The organism is Burkholderia sp. Bp9015 (assembly GCF_003853505.1).
GTDB lineage: Bacteria > Pseudomonadota > Gammaproteobacteria > Burkholderiales > Burkholderiaceae > Burkholderia.
The window spans coordinates 1-19990 of the sequence record NZ_QTPZ01000057.1; the positions used below are offsets into that span (position 1 = coordinate 1).

The 19990-nt window shown below is 69.7% G+C and carries 18 protein-coding genes and 1 pseudogene; 6 read left to right on the forward strand and 13 right to left on the reverse strand.

The window, feature by feature from the left end; translation table 11 throughout:
* The 10 genes and pseudogenes from DIE12_RS35770 to hutH all read right to left on the reverse strand — a co-directional run.
* Positions 1–151 (reverse strand): annotated as a pseudogene (locus tag DIE12_RS35770) (aspartate aminotransferase family protein); the annotation flags it as partial.
* 38 nt (positions 152–189) lie between these two features.
* Entirely contained in the window at positions 190–1527 is a 1338-nt protein-coding gene (locus DIE12_RS35775; RefSeq protein WP_044847659.1) for a glutamine synthetase family protein, read from the reverse strand.
* 12 nt (positions 1528–1539) lie between these two features.
* Positions 1540–2346 carry a gamma-glutamyl-gamma-aminobutyrate hydrolase family protein gene (locus DIE12_RS35780; protein ID WP_124523582.1) on the reverse strand — a complete coding sequence of 269 codons (807 nt, stop codon included), beginning with the start codon at positions 2344–2346 and terminating at the stop codon, positions 1540–1542.
* 719 nt (positions 2347–3065) lie between these two features.
* On the reverse strand, positions 3066–3863 hold the full coding sequence (gene hutG, locus DIE12_RS35790) for an N-formylglutamate deformylase (RefSeq protein ID WP_124489555.1): 798 nt from the start codon (positions 3861–3863) through the stop codon (positions 3066–3068).
* 60 nt (positions 3864–3923) lie between these two features.
* Complete coding sequence (locus DIE12_RS35795) at positions 3924–5300, reverse strand: formimidoylglutamate deiminase (protein ID WP_124489554.1); 1377 nt, start codon at positions 5298–5300, stop codon at positions 3924–3926.
* A gap of 150 nt (positions 5301–5450) precedes the next feature.
* On the reverse strand, positions 5451–6674 hold the full coding sequence (gene hutI, locus DIE12_RS35800) for an imidazolonepropionase (protein WP_044847655.1): 1224 nt from the start codon (positions 6672–6674) through the stop codon (positions 5451–5453).
* A 4-nt stretch (positions 6675–6678) separates the two neighbouring features.
* On the reverse strand, positions 6679–7290 hold the full coding sequence (locus tag DIE12_RS35805; protein WP_124489553.1) for a HutD family protein: 612 nt from the start codon (positions 7288–7290) through the stop codon (positions 6679–6681).
* A gap of 2 nt (positions 7291–7292) precedes the next feature.
* On the reverse strand, positions 7293–8981 hold the full coding sequence (gene hutU / locus DIE12_RS35810; RefSeq protein ID WP_044847653.1) for a urocanate hydratase: 1689 nt from the start codon (positions 8979–8981) through the stop codon (positions 7293–7295).
* A gap of 39 nt (positions 8982–9020) precedes the next feature.
* Entirely contained in the window at positions 9021–9716 is a 696-nt protein-coding gene (gene hutC, locus DIE12_RS35815) for a histidine utilization repressor (RefSeq protein WP_124489552.1), read from the reverse strand.
* Positions 9717–9720: 4 nt separating this feature from the next.
* On the reverse strand, positions 9721–11244 hold the full coding sequence (gene hutH / locus DIE12_RS35820) for a histidine ammonia-lyase (RefSeq protein WP_044847651.1): 1524 nt from the start codon (positions 11242–11244) through the stop codon (positions 9721–9723).
* Between the two features lie 225 nt (positions 11245–11469).
* Between hutH and DIE12_RS35825 the strand changes: the two genes are divergently transcribed.
* Complete coding sequence (locus tag DIE12_RS35825) at positions 11470–12390, forward strand: glutamate/aspartate ABC transporter substrate-binding protein (RefSeq protein ID WP_124523584.1); 921 nt, start codon at positions 11470–11472, stop codon at positions 12388–12390.
* A gap of 21 nt (positions 12391–12411) precedes the next feature.
* Here the strand turns inward: DIE12_RS35825 and DIE12_RS35830 are convergent, their stop codons facing one another.
* Entirely contained in the window at positions 12412–13164 is a 753-nt protein-coding gene (locus DIE12_RS35830; RefSeq protein WP_124523586.1) for a 4'-phosphopantetheinyl transferase superfamily protein, read from the reverse strand.
* Between the two features lie 151 nt (positions 13165–13315).
* Positions 13316–14368, reverse strand: a complete 1053-nt coding sequence (locus DIE12_RS35835; RefSeq protein WP_124523880.1) for an alpha/beta fold hydrolase — start codon at positions 14366–14368, stop codon at positions 13316–13318.
* Positions 14369–14486: 118 nt separating this feature from the next.
* Between DIE12_RS35835 and DIE12_RS35840 the strand changes: the two genes are divergently transcribed.
* The 3 genes from DIE12_RS35840 to DIE12_RS38860 all read left to right on the forward strand — a co-directional run bounded on the left by DIE12_RS35840 (position 14487) and on the right by DIE12_RS38860 (position 17088).
* Entirely contained in the window at positions 14487–15428 is a 942-nt protein-coding gene (locus DIE12_RS35840; protein ID WP_124489547.1) for a LysR substrate-binding domain-containing protein, read from the forward strand.
* A gap of 314 nt (positions 15429–15742) precedes the next feature.
* On the forward strand, positions 15743–16975 hold the full coding sequence (locus tag DIE12_RS35845; RefSeq protein WP_124523590.1) for an MFS transporter: 1233 nt from the start codon (positions 15743–15745) through the stop codon (positions 16973–16975).
* The gene (locus tag DIE12_RS38860; RefSeq protein ID WP_044847646.1) at positions 16966–17088 is read left to right on the forward strand and encodes a hypothetical protein; all 123 of its coding nucleotides are present in this window, start codon (positions 16966–16968) and stop codon (positions 17086–17088) included. The genes DIE12_RS35845 and DIE12_RS38860 overlap by 10 nt, the downstream gene beginning before the upstream one ends.
* A 33-nt stretch (positions 17089–17121) precedes the next feature.
* Here the strand turns inward: DIE12_RS38860 and DIE12_RS35850 are convergent, their stop codons facing one another.
* Positions 17122–18606, reverse strand: a complete 1485-nt coding sequence (locus DIE12_RS35850; protein WP_124523592.1) for a deoxyribodipyrimidine photo-lyase — start codon at positions 18604–18606, stop codon at positions 17122–17124.
* A 370-nt stretch (positions 18607–18976) separates the two neighbouring features.
* Between DIE12_RS35850 and DIE12_RS35855 the strand changes: the two genes are divergently transcribed.
* Positions 18977–19456 (forward strand): SRPBCC domain-containing protein, encoded by a 480-nt coding sequence (locus DIE12_RS35855; protein ID WP_124489544.1) that lies wholly within the window; start codon positions 18977–18979, stop codon positions 19454–19456.
* A 13-nt stretch (positions 19457–19469) separates the two neighbouring features.
* Complete coding sequence (locus DIE12_RS35860; protein WP_124523594.1) at positions 19470–19922, forward strand: nuclear transport factor 2 family protein; 453 nt, start codon at positions 19470–19472, stop codon at positions 19920–19922.
* The last annotated feature ends 68 nt before the right edge of the window (positions 19923–19990 follow it).

Below are 19990 nucleotides of genomic sequence, written 5' to 3' on the forward strand. Positions count from 1 at the left end.
CGCGATTGAGCGCACCCATGTCCGAGAACGGATGGATGTGATGCGCGGCGTCGAGCGCGCGGTATTCGGCGGTCGAGTGTGCTTGCGTCGTGCGCGGTGCGGTGGCCGGCGCGGTGGGCTGGATCCACGCGGGTTCGTTACGGTAAGTCATGTTTCCTCCGTCGTTCCTTGATGCGGTCGTGCGCACGCTCACACGTGCAGCAGCAGATGGCGACGTTCCCACGAACTGATCACGCGGAAGAACGCTTCGTATTCGGTTTCCTTCAGCGCCAGGTACGCCTTCACGAACTTGTCACCGAGAATGCCGGCGAGCGGCGTGCACGCCGCCATCAGCGAGATGCCTTCCTCGAGGTTGCGCGGCAGCTGGTACGGCAGGTCGTAGCCGTCGGACGCGATCGGTTCGGTCGGCGCGAGCTGCTGCGTGAGGCCGAGATAACCGGCGGCGAGCGTCGCCGCGAACGCGAGGTACGGATTGCAGTCGACGCCCGGAATCCGGTTCTCGATGCGCCGCGCGACCGGCGTCGACTGCGGGATGCGAAAGCCGACCGTACGGTTGTCGTAGCCCCACTGCACGTTGATCGGCGCGGCCATGAAGCGCGACAGGCGGCGATACGAGTTGATGTACGGTGCGAAGATCGGCATCAGCGCGGGCGTATATTTCTGCAGGCCCGCAAGATAGCTTTGGAACATCGGCGACACGACGCCGCCGTCGTCGGCGAACAGGTTGCGGCCGGTGTGCACATCGGCGAGGCTCTGGTGGATATGCATCGCGGAGCCCGGCTCGTTTTCCATCGGCTTGGCCATGAACGTCGCATACATGTTGTGGCGCAGCGCCGCCTCGCGCACCGTGCGCTTGAACAGGAACACCTGGTCGGCGAGCGACAGCGCGTCGCCGTGCACGAAGTTGATCTCCATCTGCGCGGCGCCGACCTCGTGGATCAGCGTCTCGATGTCGAGGCCCTGCATCTCGCAGTATTCGTAGATGTCCTCGAACAGCGGATCGAACTCGTTGACGGCCTCGATCGAATACGACTGACGGCCGGTTTCCGCCCGCCCCGTGCGCCCGACCGGCGGACGCAGCGGCAGGTCGGGGTCGGCGTTCATGTCGACCAGATAGAACTCGAGTTCAGGCGCGACCACGGGCTTCCAGCCCTTTTCCTTGTACAGGTCGAGCACGCGGCGCAGCACGTAGCGCGGCGAGATCTCGACCGGCGAACCGTCGAAATGCACGCAATCGTGGATCACCTGCGCGGTCGGGTCGACGGCCCACGGAATCAGGCAGATCGTCGACGGATCGGGCACGCACACCATGTCGGGATCGGTCACGCCGGTCAGCGTGCCGTCCTCCGGATAGTCGCCGGTGACGGTCTGCACCATCACGGCCTGCGGCAGGCGCATCGATTCGCCGGACTCGAATTTGTTGCGCGGAATGATCTTGCCGCGCGCGATGCCGGCCATGTCGGGAATGATCGCCTCGACTTCGGTGATGCGGTGCTGGCGCAGGAATTCGCTCAGTTCGGGTTGCATGATCGGCCTCGTTCAGTCGATGTCGGATGCAGCCGGCGACGGCATGGTGCCGCCGGCCGCATAAATGCGGTGTGTCATGCGCGCGCGGCACGCCGCGCCGAATGCCGTAAAGATGTCGCGCGACAGCGGTTGCTCCGCGTGGCGCCATTCGGGATGCCACTGCACGCCGAGCGCGAACGCGCGCGCGCCGCGCACGCTCACGGCCTCGATCAGCCCGTCGGGCGCGCTCGCCTCGACCGCGAGGCCCGCGCCGAGCCGCGCGATACCCTGGTCGTGCAACGAATTGACCATCGCGTCGTGCGCGCCGTGCGCGATCCGTTGCAGCAGCCCGCCCGGCGCGAACTGCACGCGGTGCGCGGGGCCGTACTGCCGCTCGAGCGGATCGCCGTCGCGCTCGCGATGATCGTCGAAGCCCGCGCTCGCATGCAGCCGCTGATGCAAGGTGCCGCCATACGCGACGTTCAGCTCCTGCATGCCGCGGCAGATCGCGAGCACCGGCACGCCCGCATCGATCGCCGCTCGGATCAGCGGCAGCGCGGTCGCATCGCGCGCGGGATCGTGCAGGGTATCGGGCGCGCTCGCCAGGCCGCCGTAGTGATGCGGCTCGACGTTCGAATAACTGCCGGTCATCAGCAGCCCGTCGATCGCCGCGACGATCGCGTCGACCGGCTGCCGCGCACCCAGCGCGGGCAGCACGAACGCCAGCGCGCCGGCACCGTCGACCAGCGCGACGAGATACTTCTCCCCGGCCGTGTGGTTCGGATGGGCGCCGCGCATGACGCGATCGGCGGTGACGGCTACGAGCGGGCGCGGTCGCATGATCGCCTCCGCGATAAATGCGCGACGCGTGCGGACGCGCAGGACGATGGCGGCCCGCGATGGCGCTGCACGCGTCCACGCGCGATCGTGCCGCTCGGACGGTGCGGCAGCAGGCGGTGCGATCCGACGCGAAAGCGGAAAAGGACGCTAGGGCAACAATGAAGCGCTGCCGTCGCACTGCACCGCGCTGAACACGTGTGCGGTGACGACATTGAAGCGGCGCAGGCCGCGATGGGGCACAGCGAAGAAGCGGGGCTCGCGTATGGGGGCGGCGCGCGTGCCGCGATCAGCATGCCGGATCGGCCCGGCCTGAGGCGGCGCGCCCGCCGACGGACTTCGGGTCCGGCGTATCGAAGGGCTGGCGGCTTTCACGATCGTACTCGACTGACTGATGAAGGCAGGACACGTGTCGCGATGAAGCGGGGGCGGCAATGCCGCGCGACGACACGTCGGCAAGGTGTCTCGCAACGGATTCCGGCGCGGTGCGGCGCTGATCGACGCTGTCGCGGCCGGGGCGCGCGTGACGACTTCCTGACATTCAGCTTATATCACCTAAAAATTGCGTCAAATTTTCAGGTACCGATCCCGACATAGATCAGACGAAAAAACGGCATCGACCGCTCGGGTCGATGCCGTTTTGTGCGATGCACCAATGTGCGCCTTGCCAGCCGGCCGGCCGTGGCGCGACATCGCGCCGTGCCGCCGCACGCGCCGACGGATCAGCGATGCGCGAGCGCGGTTTCGACGAGCGTCTGCAGCAGCGGCACGATCCGCGCGGCGCGCGCTTCGTCGTACGCATACGGACGCGTCTCTTCCATGTAAGTGATCTGCGACAGCTCCAGTTGCACGGCTTCGACGCCGGTCGCGGGCACGCCGTAGTGGCGCGTGATGTAGCCGCCCTTGAAACGCCCGTTCGCGACGGCCGTATAACCGCCGTGCGCGCTCACGCATGCGGCCAGCGCCTCGGCAAGGCCCGGCGCGGCGCTCGCGCCGCTCGACGTGCCGAAGTTGAAGTCCGGCAGGCGGCCCTCGAAGAAGCGCGGCACGTGCGAGCGGATCGAATGCGCTTCCCACACGAGCACGCGGCCGTGCTCGCGCTTCAGGCGCGCGATCTCGCCCTGCAGCGCGTCGTGATACGGGCGCCAGTAGCGGTCGCGACGGCGCATGATCTCGTCGTTGCCGGGCAGCGCGCCCGCCGGATACAGCGGCGCCTTGTCGAACGTATCGACCGGCACGAGCCCGGTCGTGTCCTGCCCCGGATACAGGTTCTCGTTGTCGGGCGGACGGTTCAGGTCGACGACGTAACGCGCGTGCGACGGCACGAGGATCGACGCGCCGAGCGTCGCCGCGAAGCCGTACAGGCGCTCGAGGTGCCAGTCGCAATCGTCGACGAAGCGCGCGTCGGGCGTCATCGTCGCGGCGATGTCGTCGGGGATGTGGGTGCCTGCGTGCGGAATCGAGATCAGCAGCGGCAGCGTGCCCTGCTTCAGCGTGAATACAGCCGGTTGTTCAGTCATGTCGCATCACCGTAAAAGTCGGCCGGCGCACGCGCGCGGCGTGCGCCGGATGCCGCGCATTCAGCGCAGCAGTTGCGCCAGCGCGGCGCGGTAGTCGGCATAAGCTGCGGCTTCGTCGCGATGGCGGCGGCCGCTCACGACGCGCTCGCCGCCGGTATAGACGTCGAGCACCGGCGTGTCGCCGTGCTCGGCGAACACCGTGCCCGACAGCCAGGACGCGCTGTCGTGCTCCGCGATCGCCGGATGATCGGGATCGAGCACGAGCCAGTCGGCGCGGCAGCCTTCACGCAGCGCGCCGATGCGCCGCCCGCTCGCCTGCGCGCCGCCCGCGAGCGACGCGTCGAACAGCCGGTCGGCGACATGCGCCTGCGTGTCGCTCGCGAGCACGTTGCGCGCGCGATGCACGAGCCGCTGCCCGTATTCGAGCAGGCGCAGTTCCGAGCGCCAGTCGACCGACGCATGGCTGTCCGAGCCGACGCCGATCACGCCGCCCTGCGCGAGATAGTCGAGCGCCGGGAACACGCCGTCGCCGAGGTTCGCCTCGGTGGTCAGGCACAGGCCGGCCACCGCGCGACGCTTCGCGAGCGCGGCCGTTTCGGCCGCATCGACGTGCGTCGCGTGCACGAGGCACCAGCGCGCATCGACGTCGAAACGATCGAGCAGCCATTGCACGGGACGCGCGCCGTAGGCGCGCACGCAATCGTCGACTTCGGCCGTCTGTTCGGCGATATGGATATGCACCGGCGCGTCGTCGGGCAGGCCTTCGAGCAGCACGCGCAAGCCGTTCTCGGACACCGCGCGCAGCGAGTGCGGGGCGACGCCATAGCGCAGGCCGCCGTGCTCGGGCGCGACGCGGCGCATCGCGTCGAGCAGCTCGAGCAGGCCGTCCGGCGTATTGATGAAGCGGCGCTGGTCGTCGCGCGGCGGCTTGTTGCCGAAGCCGGCGAACTGGTACGACACGGGCAGCATCGTGATGCCGATGCCGGCCGAGCGCGCGGCGTCGACCACGCGCGCACCGAGTTCCGCGATCTGCGGATAGCGTGAGCCGTCCTGCGCGTGATGCACGTAGTGGAATTCGCAGACCGACGTGTAGCCGCACTTCAGCATCTCGACGTACAGCCAGCGCGCGATCGCCGCAAGCGCGTCGGGCGTGATCTTCAGCGCGAAGCGGTACATCAGGTCGCGCCAGCTCCAGAAGCTGTCGGCGGGATTCGCGCGATATTCGGTGAGCCCCGCCATCGCGCGCTGGAACGCGTGCGAATGCAGGTTCGGCATGCCGGGCAGCACGGGCCCGGCCGCGCGCGCGACGCCGGCCGGCGCGTCGGTGTCGGGCGTCACGTCGGTCAGCGTGCCGGCCGCGTCCCAGCGCAGCAGCACGTTGCGGCGCCAGCCATCGGGCAGCCGGGCATGGTCTGCGAACAACATAGAGTCGGTCATCGTGAGTCCTTGTTGGCCGGATTCGGCGAGCTAACGCGCAGTCCGGTCCCAAGCCCCGGATGGCAGGAGGCGGCGCGTCGGCGCCCGCTTCCGCTCCGTGGCGATCGACCGGACCGACGCTTCAGCGCCGCGTCCGGCCCTCCGCAAAAACTAGCCGTTCATCCGGCGAAACACCGTCGCGCCGCCGCGCACGACCTGCTCGCACAGCGGCCGGCCGATCCAGTACGCGAGCTCCGACAGCGAGCCGACCGACCAGACCGCGAAATCGGCCTGGCGGCCGATCTCGAGCGCACCGTGACGATCGGCGCGACCGAGCGCCGCGGCCGCATGGCGCGTCACGCCCTGCAGCACCTCGGGCACCGTCATGCGGAACAGCGTGCAGCCCATGTTCAGCGTCAGCAGCAGCGATTCGAGCGGCGAGGTACCGGGGTTGTGATCGGTCGCGAGCGCGATCGGCACGCCATGCTTGCGCAGCAGCTCGATCGGCGGCAATTGCGTTTCGCGAATGAAGTAATACGCGCCGGGCAACAGCACGGCGACCGTACCGGCCGCCTTCATCGCCTCGATGCCGGCTTCGTCGAGAAATTCGAGGTGGTCGGCCGACAGCGCGCGATAACGCGCGGCAAGCGCGGTGCCGCCCGCGTTCGACAACTGCTCCGCGTGCAGTTTCACCGGCAGCCCGCGCCGCGTCGCGGCCTCGAACACGCGCTCGGTCTGCGCGAGCGAAAAGCCGATGCGCTCGCAGAACACGTCGACCGCGTCGACCAGGCCTTCGTCGGCGAGCGCCGGCAGCATCCGGCCGCACACTTCGTCGATGTATTCATCCGCACGGCCCGCATATTCCGGCGGCAGCGCGTGCGCGCCGAGGAACGTGGTGTAGACCGTGACCGGGAAGCGCTCGCCGAGCTGGCGCGCGACGCGCAGCATCTTGCGCTCGCTCGCGAGGTCGAGCCCGTAGCCCGACTTGATCTCGATCGCCGTCACGCCGTCGGCGAGCAGCGGCTGCAGGCGCGCGGCGGCCTGCACGAACAGCGTCGTCTCGTCGGCCGCGCGCGTCGCGCGCACCGTCGACACGATCCCGCCGCCCTGCCGCGCGATCTCCTCGTAGCTGACGCCGGCGAGGCGCTGCGCGAACTCGTCGGCCCGCGTGCCGCCGTACACGAGGTGCGTATGGCAGTCGACGAGGCCCGGCGTCACCCACGCGCCGTGCAGGTCTTCCCGCTGCCAGTGCGCATAACCGTGCGGCAGCGCGGACAACGCGCCGAGCCACACGATCGTGCCGGTTTCGTCGACGGCGATCGCCGCGTCGTCGATCGTCTCGTCGGGATGGCCGTGCGGACACAGCCTCAGGTGATGCCAGACAGTCGGTTTCATGCGTTCAGTCTCGTTCGCCGACGGCGAGCGACACGGCGAGCAGCGCGCCGCCTCCGCTCACGACGACGTCAAACGCACGCTGCGGCCCGTCGAGCCGCAGCGTGTCCATTTCCTGCAGTGCGTAGTGCGCGCCGTCGATCTCGACGCCGACCGCGCCCGTCGCGCAGAACAGCAGCACGGTATCGGCGCGCTCGGCGCGGTGCGTGCCTTCGGGCCACACGTCGAGCGTCCCGCGCGCGGCCGAACGGCGCGTCATCAGGTTGAAGTCGCGCGTCGCGCCGTCGTGCAGCGTCGCGTCGATCGCCGTCTCGCCGGCGAAGTCCGCACGCGCGAGCGGCGCGTCGAGCACGTGGCGCGCGCCCCCTTCTTCGGCGAGCGTCATGCCCGCGCCGGACAGCAGCACGAGCGTGCGGTCGATCCCGTCGAAACGCGAGAACGGGCCGGCCGCGCCGACGTCCGCGACGCTCACGCGCCATGCGAACCTATCGAGCGCGGCGCCCGGCGGGAATGCACCGATCTCGCGCGTCACGCCGCCGCCGTTCTTCCACGGCGACGCGACGAGATCCGCCGCGCGGATCATCGTCACGCTCACCGGCGCCTGGTCGAGCGCCGTCATGCTCAGCGGCCGAGCATCGGCAGCTTCAGGCCGGCTTCGCGGGCCGTCTGCTGCGCGAGTTCGTAGCCGGCATCCGCATGGCGCATCACGCCCGTCGCCGGATCGTTCAGCAGCACGCGGCCGAGACGCTCGTGCGCTTCGGCGGTACCGTCGGCGACGATCACGACGCCCGAGTGCTGCGAGAAGCCCATGCCGACGCCGCCGCCATGATGCAGCGACACCCACGATGCGCCGCCTGCGGTGTTCAGCAGGGCGTTCAGCAGCGGCCAGTCGCTCACGGCGTCCGAACCGTCCTTCATCGATTCCGTCTCGCGGTTCGGGCTCGCGACCGAACCGGTGTCGAGGTGGTCGCGGCCGATCACGATCGGGGCCTTCAGTTCGCCGTTCTTCACCATCTCGTTGAACGCCTGGCCGAGGCGATAGCGATCCTTCACGCCGACCCAGCAGATCCGCGCCGGCAGACCCTGGAACGCGATGCGCTCACGCGCCATGTCGAGCCAGTTGTGCAGGTGCGGATCGTCGGGGATCAGCTCCTTCACCTTCTGGTCGGTCTTGTAGATGTCTTCCGGATCGCCGGACAGCGCGACCCAGCGGAACGGGCCCTTGCCTTCGCAGAACAGCGGGCGGATATAGGCCGGCACGAAGCCCGGGAAGTCGAATGCGTTCTCGACGCCCATTTCCAGCGCCATCTGGCGGATGTTGTTGCCGTAGTCGAGCGTGGCGGCGCCGCGCTCCTGCAGCGTCAGCATCGCGCGCACCTGCACGGCCATCGACTGCTTCGCGACCTTCACGATGCTCTGCGGATCGACCTTCTGCGCTTCGCGCCATTGCGCGACGGTCCAGCCTTGCGGCAGGTAGCCGTTGATCGGGTCGTGCGCGCTCGTCTGGTCGGTCACGCAGTCCGGCGTGATACCGCGCGTCACGAGTTCCGCGAACACGTCGGCCGCGTTGCCGAGCAGGCCGACCGACACCGGCTTGCCGGTGCGCTTCGCTTCGTCGATCATGCCGAGCGCTTCGTCGAGCGTCGTCGCCTTCTTGTCGACGTAGCGCGTCTTCAGGCGGAAGTCGATGCGCGTCTCGTCGCATTCGACCGCGATCATCGAGAAGCCGGCCATCGTCGCGGCGAGCGGCTGCGCGCCGCCCATACCGCCGAGGCCGCCCGTCAGGATCCAGCGGCCCGACGGATCGCCGTTGAAGTGCTGGTTCGCGACCGAGAAGAAGGTTTCATAGGTGCCCTGCACGATGCCCTGGCTGCCGATGTAGATCCAGCTGCCGGCCGTCATCTGGCCGTACATCATCAGGCCCTTGCGGTCGAGCTCGTGGAAGTGATCCCAGGTCGCCCAGTGCGGCACCAGGTTCGAGTTCGCGAGCAGCACGCGCGGCGCATCCTTGTGCGTGCGGAACACACCGACCGGCTTGCCCGACTGGATCAGCAGCGTCTCGTTCTCTTCGAGATCCTTCAGCGACGCGAGGATCTGGTCGTAGCATTCCCAGTTGCGCGCCGCGCGGCCGATGCCGCCGTACACGACGAGCGCGTGCGGATGCTCGGCGACTTCCGGATCCAGGTTGTTCTGGATCATCCGGTAGGCCGCTTCGGCCAGCCAGGTCTTGCAGACCTTCTCGCTGCCGCGCGGCGCGCGGATCGTGCGGGTCGGATCGAGACGGGGATCGATGTGTTTCGGATGGTTCATGACGACTGCTCCCGAAGGAAAATGACTATCAAATAGGAATCAGAAATGCCCGGTGAAGCGATAACGGCTGCCGGGGTGCCACAGATTCGCCACCGAGGCGACGACGCCCTGCGACCAGGTGCGCCGATGTAAAACCAGACACGGCTCGACGTCGTCCATCCGCAGCTGCTCGCGCCGCCCGGGCGCCGGAGCCGCCGCTTCGATCCGGTACTCGACGCGCTGCAGCGGGGCCGCGCGCATCAGGTACAGGTTCGGCGTCGTGTTCGTAAAATCCTGCTCGGCATAATCCGGCGCGACCGCCGGATTCACCCACCGTTCTTCGAGCTGGACGGGTTCGTCATTCTCGAAGTGCAACACCTGTGAATAAAACAGCTTCGCGCGCACGGCCATCTGCATCTCGTCGGCGAGCGCCTCGTCGGCGCGGATCGTCTCGAGGCCGAGCACGCTGGCGCGGTACGCATGCCCGCGCGCGTCGACCTCTTCCGAGATGCTGCGGATCGCGACGAGCGTCGACTCGTACTTCGGCCGCGCGACGTAGGTGCCGGCGCCCTTCATGCGCGTCAGCACCTGCTCGGCCGTCAACTCGCGCAACGCGCGGTTGACGGTCATGCGCGCGACCTTGAACTCGCGGGCCAGTTCGTTCTCGGAGGGCACCTGGTCGCCCTCCGCCCACTCGCCGGCGTGAATGCGGCCCAGGATGAAATCCTTGATCTCCTGGTAGACCGGCGCGCTCATGGGCTTACTGTTCCGATGCGAACGAGAACGGCGCGACCTTCGCGAACGCGCGCTCGCCGACGAGCTTCGCGATCACCGCGATGTCCGGTGCGAAGTAGTGGTCGAGCTCGTAGTGCGCAACCTTGCCGCGGATCGTTTCCATCACCGGCGCGAGCTTCGGGCTCGTGTGGTACGGCGCGCGCAGGTCGACGCCCTGGGCGGCGGCCAGCAGTTCGATCGCGAGGATGTGCTTCGTGTTGTCCGCGATGTCGGCGAGCTTGCGCGCGGCGAACGTCGCCATCGACACGTGGTCTTCCTGGTTCGCCGAGGTCGGCAGCGAGTCGACCGACGCCGGGTGCGCGAGCGTCTTGTTTTCCGATGCCAGCGCGGCCGCCGTCACGTGGGCGATCATGAAGCCCGAGTTCACGCCGCCGTCCTTCACGAGGAACGGGGGCAGGCCCGACAGCGTCGCGTCGATCAGCAGCGCGATGCGGCGCTCGGCCAGCGCGCCGATTTCCGCCGCGGCGAGCGCGAGGTTGTCGGCCGCGAATGCGACGGGTTCAGCGTGGAAGTTGCCGCCCGACAGCACTTCGCCGGTATCCGGGAAGATCAGCGGGTTGTCCGACACGGCGTTCGCTTCGACCAGCAGCACGTCGGCTGCATGGCGCATCTGGTCCAGGCACGCGCCCATCACCTGCGGCTGGCAGCGCAGGCTGTACGGATCCTGCACCTTGTCGCAGTCGCGGTGCGACTGGTTGATCGGCGAGCCTTCGAGCAGGTCGCGGTACGACGCGGCCGCGTCGATCTGCCCTTGATGGCCGCGCAGTTCGTGGATGCGGGCGTCGAACGGCTTCACCGAGCCGGCTGCCGCGTCGACCGACAGCGCGCCCGCGACCAGCGCGGTGCGGTACAGGTCTTCGATCGCGAACATGTTGTCGAGCGCCAGCGCGGTCGACGCCTGCGTGCCGTTCAGCAGCGCCAGGCCTTCCTTCGCCTGCAGCGTCAGCGGCGCGAGGCCCGCGACGCGCAGACCGTCCAGCGCGCTGGCGCGCTCGCCGCGGATGAACACTTCACCGACGCCCAGCAGCACGGCCGACATGTGCGCGAGGGGTGCCAGGTCGCCCGATGCGCCGACCGAGCCCTTCACCGGGATCAGCGGCAGCACGTCGGCGTTGAACAGCGTGATCAGCGCGTCCATCACTTCGCGACGGATGCCGGAGTGGCCGCGGCCGAGGCTCGACAGCTTCAGTGCCATCAGGAGACGCACCGACGAGCGCGCCATCGGCTCGCCCACGCCGACCGCATGCGACAGCACCAGGTTCTTCTGCAGCAGCTCGAGCTGGTCGTGCGGGATGTGCGTGCTGGCCAGGCGGCCGAAACCCGTGTTGATGCCGTATGCGGGCTCGCCCTTCGCCGCGATGTCGGCGACGGCCTTCGCGCCCGCGTCGATCTTCGCGAAGCTCGCCGGGTCGAGCTTGAGCTGCACGGATTCGCGAGCGATCTTGCGCAGTTGCGGAAGGGTCAGGTGGCCGGGGGTCAACGTAATCATGTGAGCAATCCTGTCTAGACAAGTTCGGGATGGATTGCAGTGTAGCCACCGCGACTTGTCTAGACAACCTGTTTTTCATAATTCCGACTCGGGAGTTTCCCTGATGTCCGGCGCGGCGCGCCGGAGCGGCCAGACAGGCCTCGCAATTAACATATGTTGCAATTATTTTGTCTTTGGCAACATACGAATCGACGCTTCCCTACGATCCGCCCACGGAGATCCGCCATGACCACCCCGCCCCGGTTGACCACCCTTCTCGGCCGCGGCCTGCTCGTCGCCGCGTGCGCGCTCGCGTGCGGCGCATCGCTCGCCGCGGAGCCGCTGTCCGGCACGCTCGAGAAGGTGCGGCAAAGCGGCCTGATCTCGATCGGCCATCGCGAGACGTCGGTGCCGTTCTCCTATGTCGACGCGAGCGGCAAGGTGATCGGCTTCTCGCAGGACCTGTGCGACCGCGTGATCGCCGCCGTGAAGGCGCGCACCGGCAAGCCCGACCTGCAGGCGCGCTTCATCCCGGTCACGTCGCAGAACCGCATCCCGCTCGTGCAGAACGGCACCGTCGATCTCGAATGCGGGGTGACCACCAACCTCGCCGCGCGTCACGCGCAGGTCGCGTTCTCGACCACCTTCTTCGTCGCGACGACGCGCCTGCTCACGCGCACGAACTCGGGCATCCGCGACTTCCCCGATCTCGCCGGCAAGACGGTCGTGACGAACCAGGGCACGACGTCCGAACGCCTGCTGCGCAAGATGAACGAGGAAAAGAAGATGAACATGCAGATCATCAGCGCGAAGGACTACGGCGAAGGACGCCTCACGCTCGAATCGGGCCGCGCGGCCGCGTACATGATGGACGACGTGCTGCTCGCCGGCGTGCGCCAGCTCGCGGCGAAGCCGGCCGACTGGGCGATCGTCGGCACGCCGCAATCGTCGGAAGCGTACGGGTTCATGCTGCGCAAGGACGATCCGCAGTTCAAGGCGCTCGTCGACGGCGTGCTCGTGCAGTTGATGAAGAGCGGCGGGATCAACGCGCTGTACGACAAGTGGTTCATGAAGCCGGTGCCGCCGAAGGGGCTCGCGTTCGAGTTCCCGATGAGCGACGTGATCAAGGCGCGCTACGCGGCGCCCAACGACGTACCGCTCGAATGAGCGTCGCGCGCTGAAACGGGGTCAGCGCGCCCACGCGACGCACGCCGCGTAGCCGGGCGCCGCGTCGAGCCAGCCCGCGTCGAACGCGGCCACGCCGGCGGCGGGCGCGGCCGGCTCGACGATCGTCGTCGCGGGCGTCGCCGCATCGCGCGGCGGCACGACCGCGAACGCGCGCAGCCCGCCGACGATGCCGGTGCCGAGCGCCTTCAGCAGCGCCTCCTTCGCGGCCCACACGCGCATGAACGCGTCCGCGCGGGCGGCGAGCGGCAGGCCGTCGAGATACGCAGCCTCGGCGGCCGCGCACACTTCGCGCGTCAGCGCACGCCAGTCGGTCGTGCGGTTGCAGCTTTCGATATCGACGCCGACGCGCCCCGTCGCCGCCCACGCGATGAGCGCGTGATCGCCCGCGTGCGACACGTTGAAATCGAGCGACACGCGATGCGCGGAATCCAGCGACGGCCGTCCCGATGCGTCGACGACGATCGCGATGTCCTTCGGCGCGATGCCGAGCGCCGCACCGAGCACGTCGCGCAGCGCGGCGCGCGTCGCGGCACTGCGCACCGCATCCTCCTGCCGCAGATAGCGCCCGGCACGCCCCCGCTCCGCGTCGCTCAGCGCCGCGTAGGCGGGCGATGCGAGCGGCACGCGCCAGTCGAAATCGACGCGCGCGACCTGCACGCCGGCACGCGACGCGGCCGGCGGCACATCGAGCAGGTGCACGCGCCACGCGCGGGACAGGTCGTCGGCAATCTCGGAATCGGGTGGAATGGACATCGGCACGCGGCAGTCAGGCGAACGAAACGTTCGATGTTAATCGATCGTACGGGACGGAGACCGACGCATCGCGACCGAGATCGTCGGCAGCGGCAGCAGCGGCAGCCGGTGCAACCGTCTCATCGACGCGATGGCCGGGTTGCGCGCGCGTTCACCCGTGCGCGACGGCACCCGGCACGCCGCTTCCCGCCAGCCGCGCACGCTGCGCCGGATGGCGCGCGTGGACGCGGCCCGGCGCATCGGCCGGCAGCGCGCCGTGTTGCAGCCAATCCAGCGCGACGGGCCACAGCGTGTCGGTGAAGCGGCTGTGGAAGAACGCGAAGTGGCCTATCGCGTCGACGCCGATGTCGCGCGGCGCGATCCGCAGGTGCGTGACGTCGCTGCCCGTGTAGTAGCCGACCAGCCGTTCGATCGCGTCGACCGTGCCGAACCCGTCGTCGTCGAGGCCGATCGCGAGCATCGACGCCGGCAGCCGCGCGAAGCGGGCCGGCAGCGCGGCGCGGCTCGCCGCGGGTTCGGCGAGCAGGCCGTGCGTGAAGGCGTCCTCGAAGCGCGGTTGCGCGCGCACCCACGACAGCGCGACGCCGCGCGGCGTGTCTTCCATCCAGCCGAGCCGCTTCGCGGGCACGTAGCCGAACACGGCCGCGAGCGCCGGCATCGCGACGTGCCATTTCCACCACATGCGCCGCCGCTCTTCCGGCCGATAGTCGCGCCAGTACGCATACTGCGCGCCCACCGTCACCACGTGACGCACGTACGCGTTCGACGCCGCGAGCCCGAGCACGCAGCCGCCGATGCTGTGCGCGACGACGTCGAGCGGCTGGCCCGGAAATGCATCGCGCGTGTATTGCAGCGCGGCCTCGCAATCGAGCCGCCCCCAGTCGAGCCAGTTCGCGCGCAGCTTCGCGAGCCGCGCGGGGCGCGAGCCGCCGATCCCGCGATAGTCGTAGACGAGCACGTCGCGCCCCCGCGCGAACAGCCAGGCCGCGAAACGGAAGTAGTAGTCGCAGCGCACCGACGTCGCGCAATTGACGACCGTCACGGGCCGCACGGTGCTGCCGCGATGCCGCCACACGTAGCCGCGCAGCACGTAACCGTCGGCCGCGGTCAGCGTCACGACCTCCGGCGGCAACGCACCCGCCGGGCGCCCCGCTGCCTGATCCGCCGCGCACGCGGCCCCGCCTGCTTCGTTCGAAATCGTCATCGTGTCTCCTGTGCGGCACCGCCTGCCCGGCGCCCGCCCGATCGGCCAGCCTCCATTGAACTTGACGCGCCGGACGTTCTCAACCAATCTTGCTGCTCCGTTCGCATGAGCCCTACGCATGTCAACGCCGCTCGTCCGTCTCCCGTCGCTGGACCTCGTGCGCGGCTTCGTCGCCGTCGGCCGCCGCATGAGCATCACGCTCGCCGCGCAGGACCTGTGCGTCACGCAGTCGGCGGTCAGCCGCCAGGTGCACGCGCTCGAGGCGCATCTCGGCGTCGCGCTGCTGCAGCGCGGCTATCGCAAGATCGCGTTCACGCCGGAAGGCGAGCGGCTGTTCCGCGCCGCCGATGCGGCGCTGCTCAGCCTGCAGGACACCGTCGCATCGCTCGCCGCCGCACGCGAGCGGCAACCCGTCACGATCACCGCGAGCATCGGCGTCACCGCGCTGTGGCTGCTGCCCAGACTCGGGCGCCTGCAGGCGCGCCTGCCCGACATCGACTTGCGCGTGGCCGCGAATGACAAGGTACTCGATTTGCGCGCGGAAGGCATCGACCTCGGAATCCGCTACTGCCCGCGCGAGCGCGCGCCGGCCGGCGCGCTGCACCTGTTCGACGAGATCGTCGTGCCGGTCGCGCACCCCGCGCTGGCCGCCCGGCCCGTCACCGACGCGGCGGCGATCGCCGAGCACGTGCTGCTCGAATTCGACGGGCCGCCGCAAACCCGACTGCAGTGGCGTGCGCACCTGCACGCGGCCGGGCTCGGCGACGCGCGCCCGAAGGGCGTGCTGCGCTTCAACCAGTACGACCAGGTCATCCACGCCGCGATCGCCGGCCAGGGCGTCGCGCTCGGCAGGCTCGCGCTCGTCGCGCCGATGCTCGCCGACGGCCGGCTCGCGGTGCTCGGCCCGCACTCGCAGGCGTTGTCGGATGCGTACGGCTACTGGCTGTTCCGGCACGATCCGGCACCGCGCCGCGAAGTCGCCGACGTGCGCGACTGGATCCTCGCGGAAGCGGCCGAGTGCGACGCCGCGATGCGGGCGTACGACGTGGCGCAGCGGTAGCCGCGAGCCGCGAGCGAAATCCCGCATCGAGGCGGCGCCGGCGTGGCCTTCGCACGTACATGAACGCCGCCACGGGCGCTGCACCGACGCCCCGCTCCGTTGCATCGGCCGCCTGTCACGCCGGCTGCATGCGGCGCAGCGGCTTCACGCATCCGGCGCATACAGCCCGCGTCGCCGACATCGCGTCCGCGCCGCATCGCATTCCCCGCACGCATGCGAACGCGACCGAATGATCGCTTGAGCGCCCCGGCACCGGATCGTCTAATCGGATCGAACGCGGCCGCCGCGCCACACGCATCCATCCGGAGACACGCATGACCCCGATCGAACAAGACGCCCGGCGCCGCTGGCTGCCGGTGCTCGCGGGCGGCCTGATCATGGGCGCCGCGCTCGGCATCCGCCACGTGCAGGGACTGTTCCTCGCCCCCGTCACGCTCGACCACGGCTGGTCGCGCGAAGCGTTCGGACTCGCGCTCGCGCTGCAGAACCTGATCTGGGGCATCGCGCAACCGTTCACCGGCATGATCGCCGACCGCTTCGGGTCGGTGCGCGTGATCGTCGCCGGCATGCTGCTGTACGCGGCCGGGCTCGTCACGATGGCGTTCGCCGCATCGGCCGGCGTGTTCACGGCCGGCGCGGGGTTCGTGATCGGCGTCGCGCTGTCGGGGTCGGCCTTCGCGTCGATCTACGGCGCGCTGAGCCGCCTGTTTCCGCCCGACCGGCGCGGCTGGGCGCTCGGCGTCGCCGGCGCGATCGGCGGGCTCGGCCAGTTCTGCATGGTGCCGGTCGCGCAGGTGCTGATCGGCGGCATCGGCTGGCAGCATGCCTTCGTCGCGCTCGCCCTCGTCTCCGCGCTGCTCGCGCCGCTCGCCGCGCTGGTGCGCGACCGGCCCGCGCAGGCCGCGAGCCGCGCGGACGGCCCCGACCAGTCGATCGGCGCGGCGGTGCGCGAAGCGTTCGCGCATCGCGGCTTCTGGCTGCTGAACGCGGGATTCTTCGCGTGCGGGTTCCAGCTCGCGTTCATCGCGACCCACCTGCCCGCCTACCTGCTCGATCACGGCCTGCCGGCGCGCCACGCCAGCGTCGCGCTCGCGCTGATCGCGCTGACCAACGTGGCAGGCACCTACGCATGCGGCCATCTCGGCGGCCTGCTGCGGCGCAAGTACGTGCTGTCCGTGCTGTACCTCGTCCGCGCGCTGGCAATGGCCGCGTTCGTTGCAGCGCCGTTGTCGCCCGCGAGCGTCTACGTGTTCGCGGCCGTGATGGGCTTCACGTGGCTCGGCACGGTGCCGCTGACCAACGGCGTGATCTCGCAGGTGTTCGGCGTGCGTTACATCGCGACGCTGTTCGGCTTCGTGTTCTTCGGGCACCAGCTCGGCAGTTTCTTCGGCGTCTGGCTCGGCGCGCTCGTGTACGACGCGACGCATTCGTACCTGCCGCTGTGGATCGGCTCGATCGCGCTCGGCGTGCTGGCTGCGCTGCTGCACCTGCCGATCGACGACGCGCGCATCGCGCGGCCGGTGCCGGGCAAAGCCGCATGGGCGTGATGCGTGCGGCGCTGGCCGCCGGCGCGCTCGCGTTCGTCGCGTGGTGCGGCGCGGCCTACTTCGATTCGGGCGTCGCGCTCGCGCTGCTCGAGCACGCGGCGTTCTGCGACTGACGCGGCGAACCGTGCCGCGCGCAGCGCGGCCGGTCACGCCTGGCGACGCTTCGGCAACGAGGCCAGCGCATCGAGCGCGCGACGGCGCGCGCCGTCGTGATCGACGATCGGCGCCGGATAGTCGACGTCGAGCCGCACGCCGGCCTCCGCAAGCTCCATCGGGGATGCCTCCCACGGCGCGTGGATCGTCACCGCGTCGAGGCCCGCGAGTTCCGGCACCCAGCGGCGCACGTACGCCCCTTGCGGGTCGAACTTCCGGCCCTGCGTCACCGGATTGAAGATGCGGAAATACGGCGCGGCGTCGGCGCCGCAGCCGGCCACCCATTGCCAGTTCGCCGGGTTGTTCGCGGCATCCGCGTCGACGAGCGTGTCGTGGAACCAGCGCTCGCCGGCCCGCCAGTCGATCAGCAGATGCTTGACGAGAAACGATGCGACGACCATCCGCACGCGGTTGTGCATCCAGCCGGTCGTCCACAGCTCGCGCATCCCCGCATCGACGAGCGGGTAACCGGTCAGCCCGCGCTGCCACGCGCGCAGCGCGGCAGGATCGTCGCGCCACGGCATCGCGTCGAACTGCGCCCGGAAGTTGTCGGTCGCGAGCGCCGGAAAGTAATACAGCAGCACATGGCTGAATTCGCGCCAGCCGAGTTCGCTCAGGAACTTCTCGGCGCCGGCCGCGCAGGCCGCACCGCCCGCCTGTGCCGCACCCTGCACCGCATGCCACACCTGTCGCGGCGACAGGTTGCCGAAGCGCAGGCACGGCGATAGCCGGCTCGTCGCCGACCGGTCGGGCCGGTCGCGCGTATCGGCATAGCCGGTCAGCGACTCGACGGAAAACGTATCGAGCCGCGCCTGTGCGCCGGCTTCGTCGGGTGCCGGCCACGCGTCGCGCAGGCCGCCCGCCCAGTCCGGCGCGTGCGGACGCAACCCGAGCGCGTCGAGCGGCAGCGCGCGTTCGCGCACGCCGGCCGGCCACGGATGAAACGCGATCCGCTCAGGCTCCGGCAGCGGCGCCGCCACCGTGCGATCGCGCCGCACCGCGCGCCAGTACGCGGTGAACACCTGGAACGGCGTGCCGGCGCCCGTCAGCACGTCCCACGGTTCGTTCAGCAGGCTGCCGTTGCTGCTCTCGACCTCGACGCCGCGCGCCTTCAGCGACGCCTTCAACGCCGCATCGGCATCGCGCTGCGGCTGCGCATAGCGGCGGTTCCAGTACACCGCTGCCGCGCCCGTGTCCTGCGCGACGCGTTCGATCTCGCGCGGCGCATCGCCGCGCAACAGCAGCAGGCGTCCGCCATGACGCGCGAGCGCCGCATCGAGTCCGGCGAGCGACCCATGCAGCCACCAGCGCGCCGCCCCACCGAGCGCGCGCCCCGCGCCTTCGCCCGTGTCGTCGACGTACACGCATACGAGCGGCCGGCCCGACGCAACCGCGCGCGTCAGCGCGGGCTGGTCGGTCACGCGCAGATCGTCGCGGAACCACACGATGGCAGGAGCAATGGTCGACTTCGCTGGCACGGGCACCTCGAGCAGGAAACTGAAGAGTGACCGGTATTGTCGCGGCAGGTTCGCGCGATGTCGACGTTCGAACCGCACGGCGTACCGCGCGCGTGCGTCGCGTACCGACGCCGACACCGGATCGCCGGCCCGGTGAAACGCCTTAGTCCGTTCCGACGATTCTTCGCCGCACGCACCGGCCTACGCTCGATGTGGGGTTCGCCGCGATGTGCGACGCGCGCCGGCCGCCGCTCAGCCCCATGCATTGCGCGGCGCGTCCGCCATGCCCGCCGGCGCCGGCGCGACCCGTTCCGGCTGTCGCGGCGCGTACCCGCCCGTGCGGGCGCAGCCGCGGCCCCCTCCGCTCCCTCACTCACATTCGATACCCGCCATGACCAAACCAGCCAATCTCGTCACCTCGATCACCGTCGCGATCGACGCCCCCGCTGCCGTCGTCTGGGAAGTGCTGACCGACTTCCCGCGCTACGGCGAATGGAACACGTTCTGCGTCGGCCTCGAGACGACCGGCCGGATCGGCGACTTCGTGCACATGCAGGTGCGCATTCCCGGCACGGAGACGGTGATTCCCGTCAACGAAATCCTCGTCGCATACGAGCCCGAGCGCCTGCTGTCGTGGGAGCAGCGCCCGACCGACGACAACAAGGACGCCGCGCGCCGCGACCAGTACGTCGAAGCCGACGGCGCCGAACGCTGCCGCTACTTCACGACGGACCAGTTCCTCGGCCTCAACGCGGAAACGATCATGCGCGAGCACGGCGGCTGGGTGAAACAGGGGTTCGACCAGTGCGCGCGCGACGTGAAGCAGCGCGCGGAAGCGCTGCATGCGGCCCGCCGGTGCAAAAGCGCATGACGGAGCGCAACCGATGCCCGACCTGCAGACCCTCTCCGATCATCACGACATCCGCGATCTGATCGTCGCGTACTCGAGCGCGATCGATGCGCGCGACTTCGACGCGCTCGATACCGTGTTCATGCGCGACGCGACGATCGACTATCGCGCGATGGGCGGCATCGCCGGCACGTATCCGGACGTCAAGGCGTGGCTGCGCACCGTGCTGCCGCAGTTCCCGCAGTACCAGCACATGGTCGGCAACCTGTCGATCACGCTCGACGGCGACACCGCGCGCGGCCGCACGATCTGTTTCAATCCGATGGAAGTCGCGCTGCCGGACGGCGGCACGCAGGTGATGTTTCTCGGGCTGTGGTACGTCGACCGGTTCGTGCGCACCGCGCAGGGCTGGCGCATCGCCGAGCGCGTCGAGGAACGCTGCTACGGCCACAACGTGCCGGCCGTGCTTGCGAACGCGACCGGCTGAACAGCGACACGTCGCACGATGCGCGCGCCGTGGCATCGTTGCACGGCGCGCGTGTCGCAGGCCCTCGG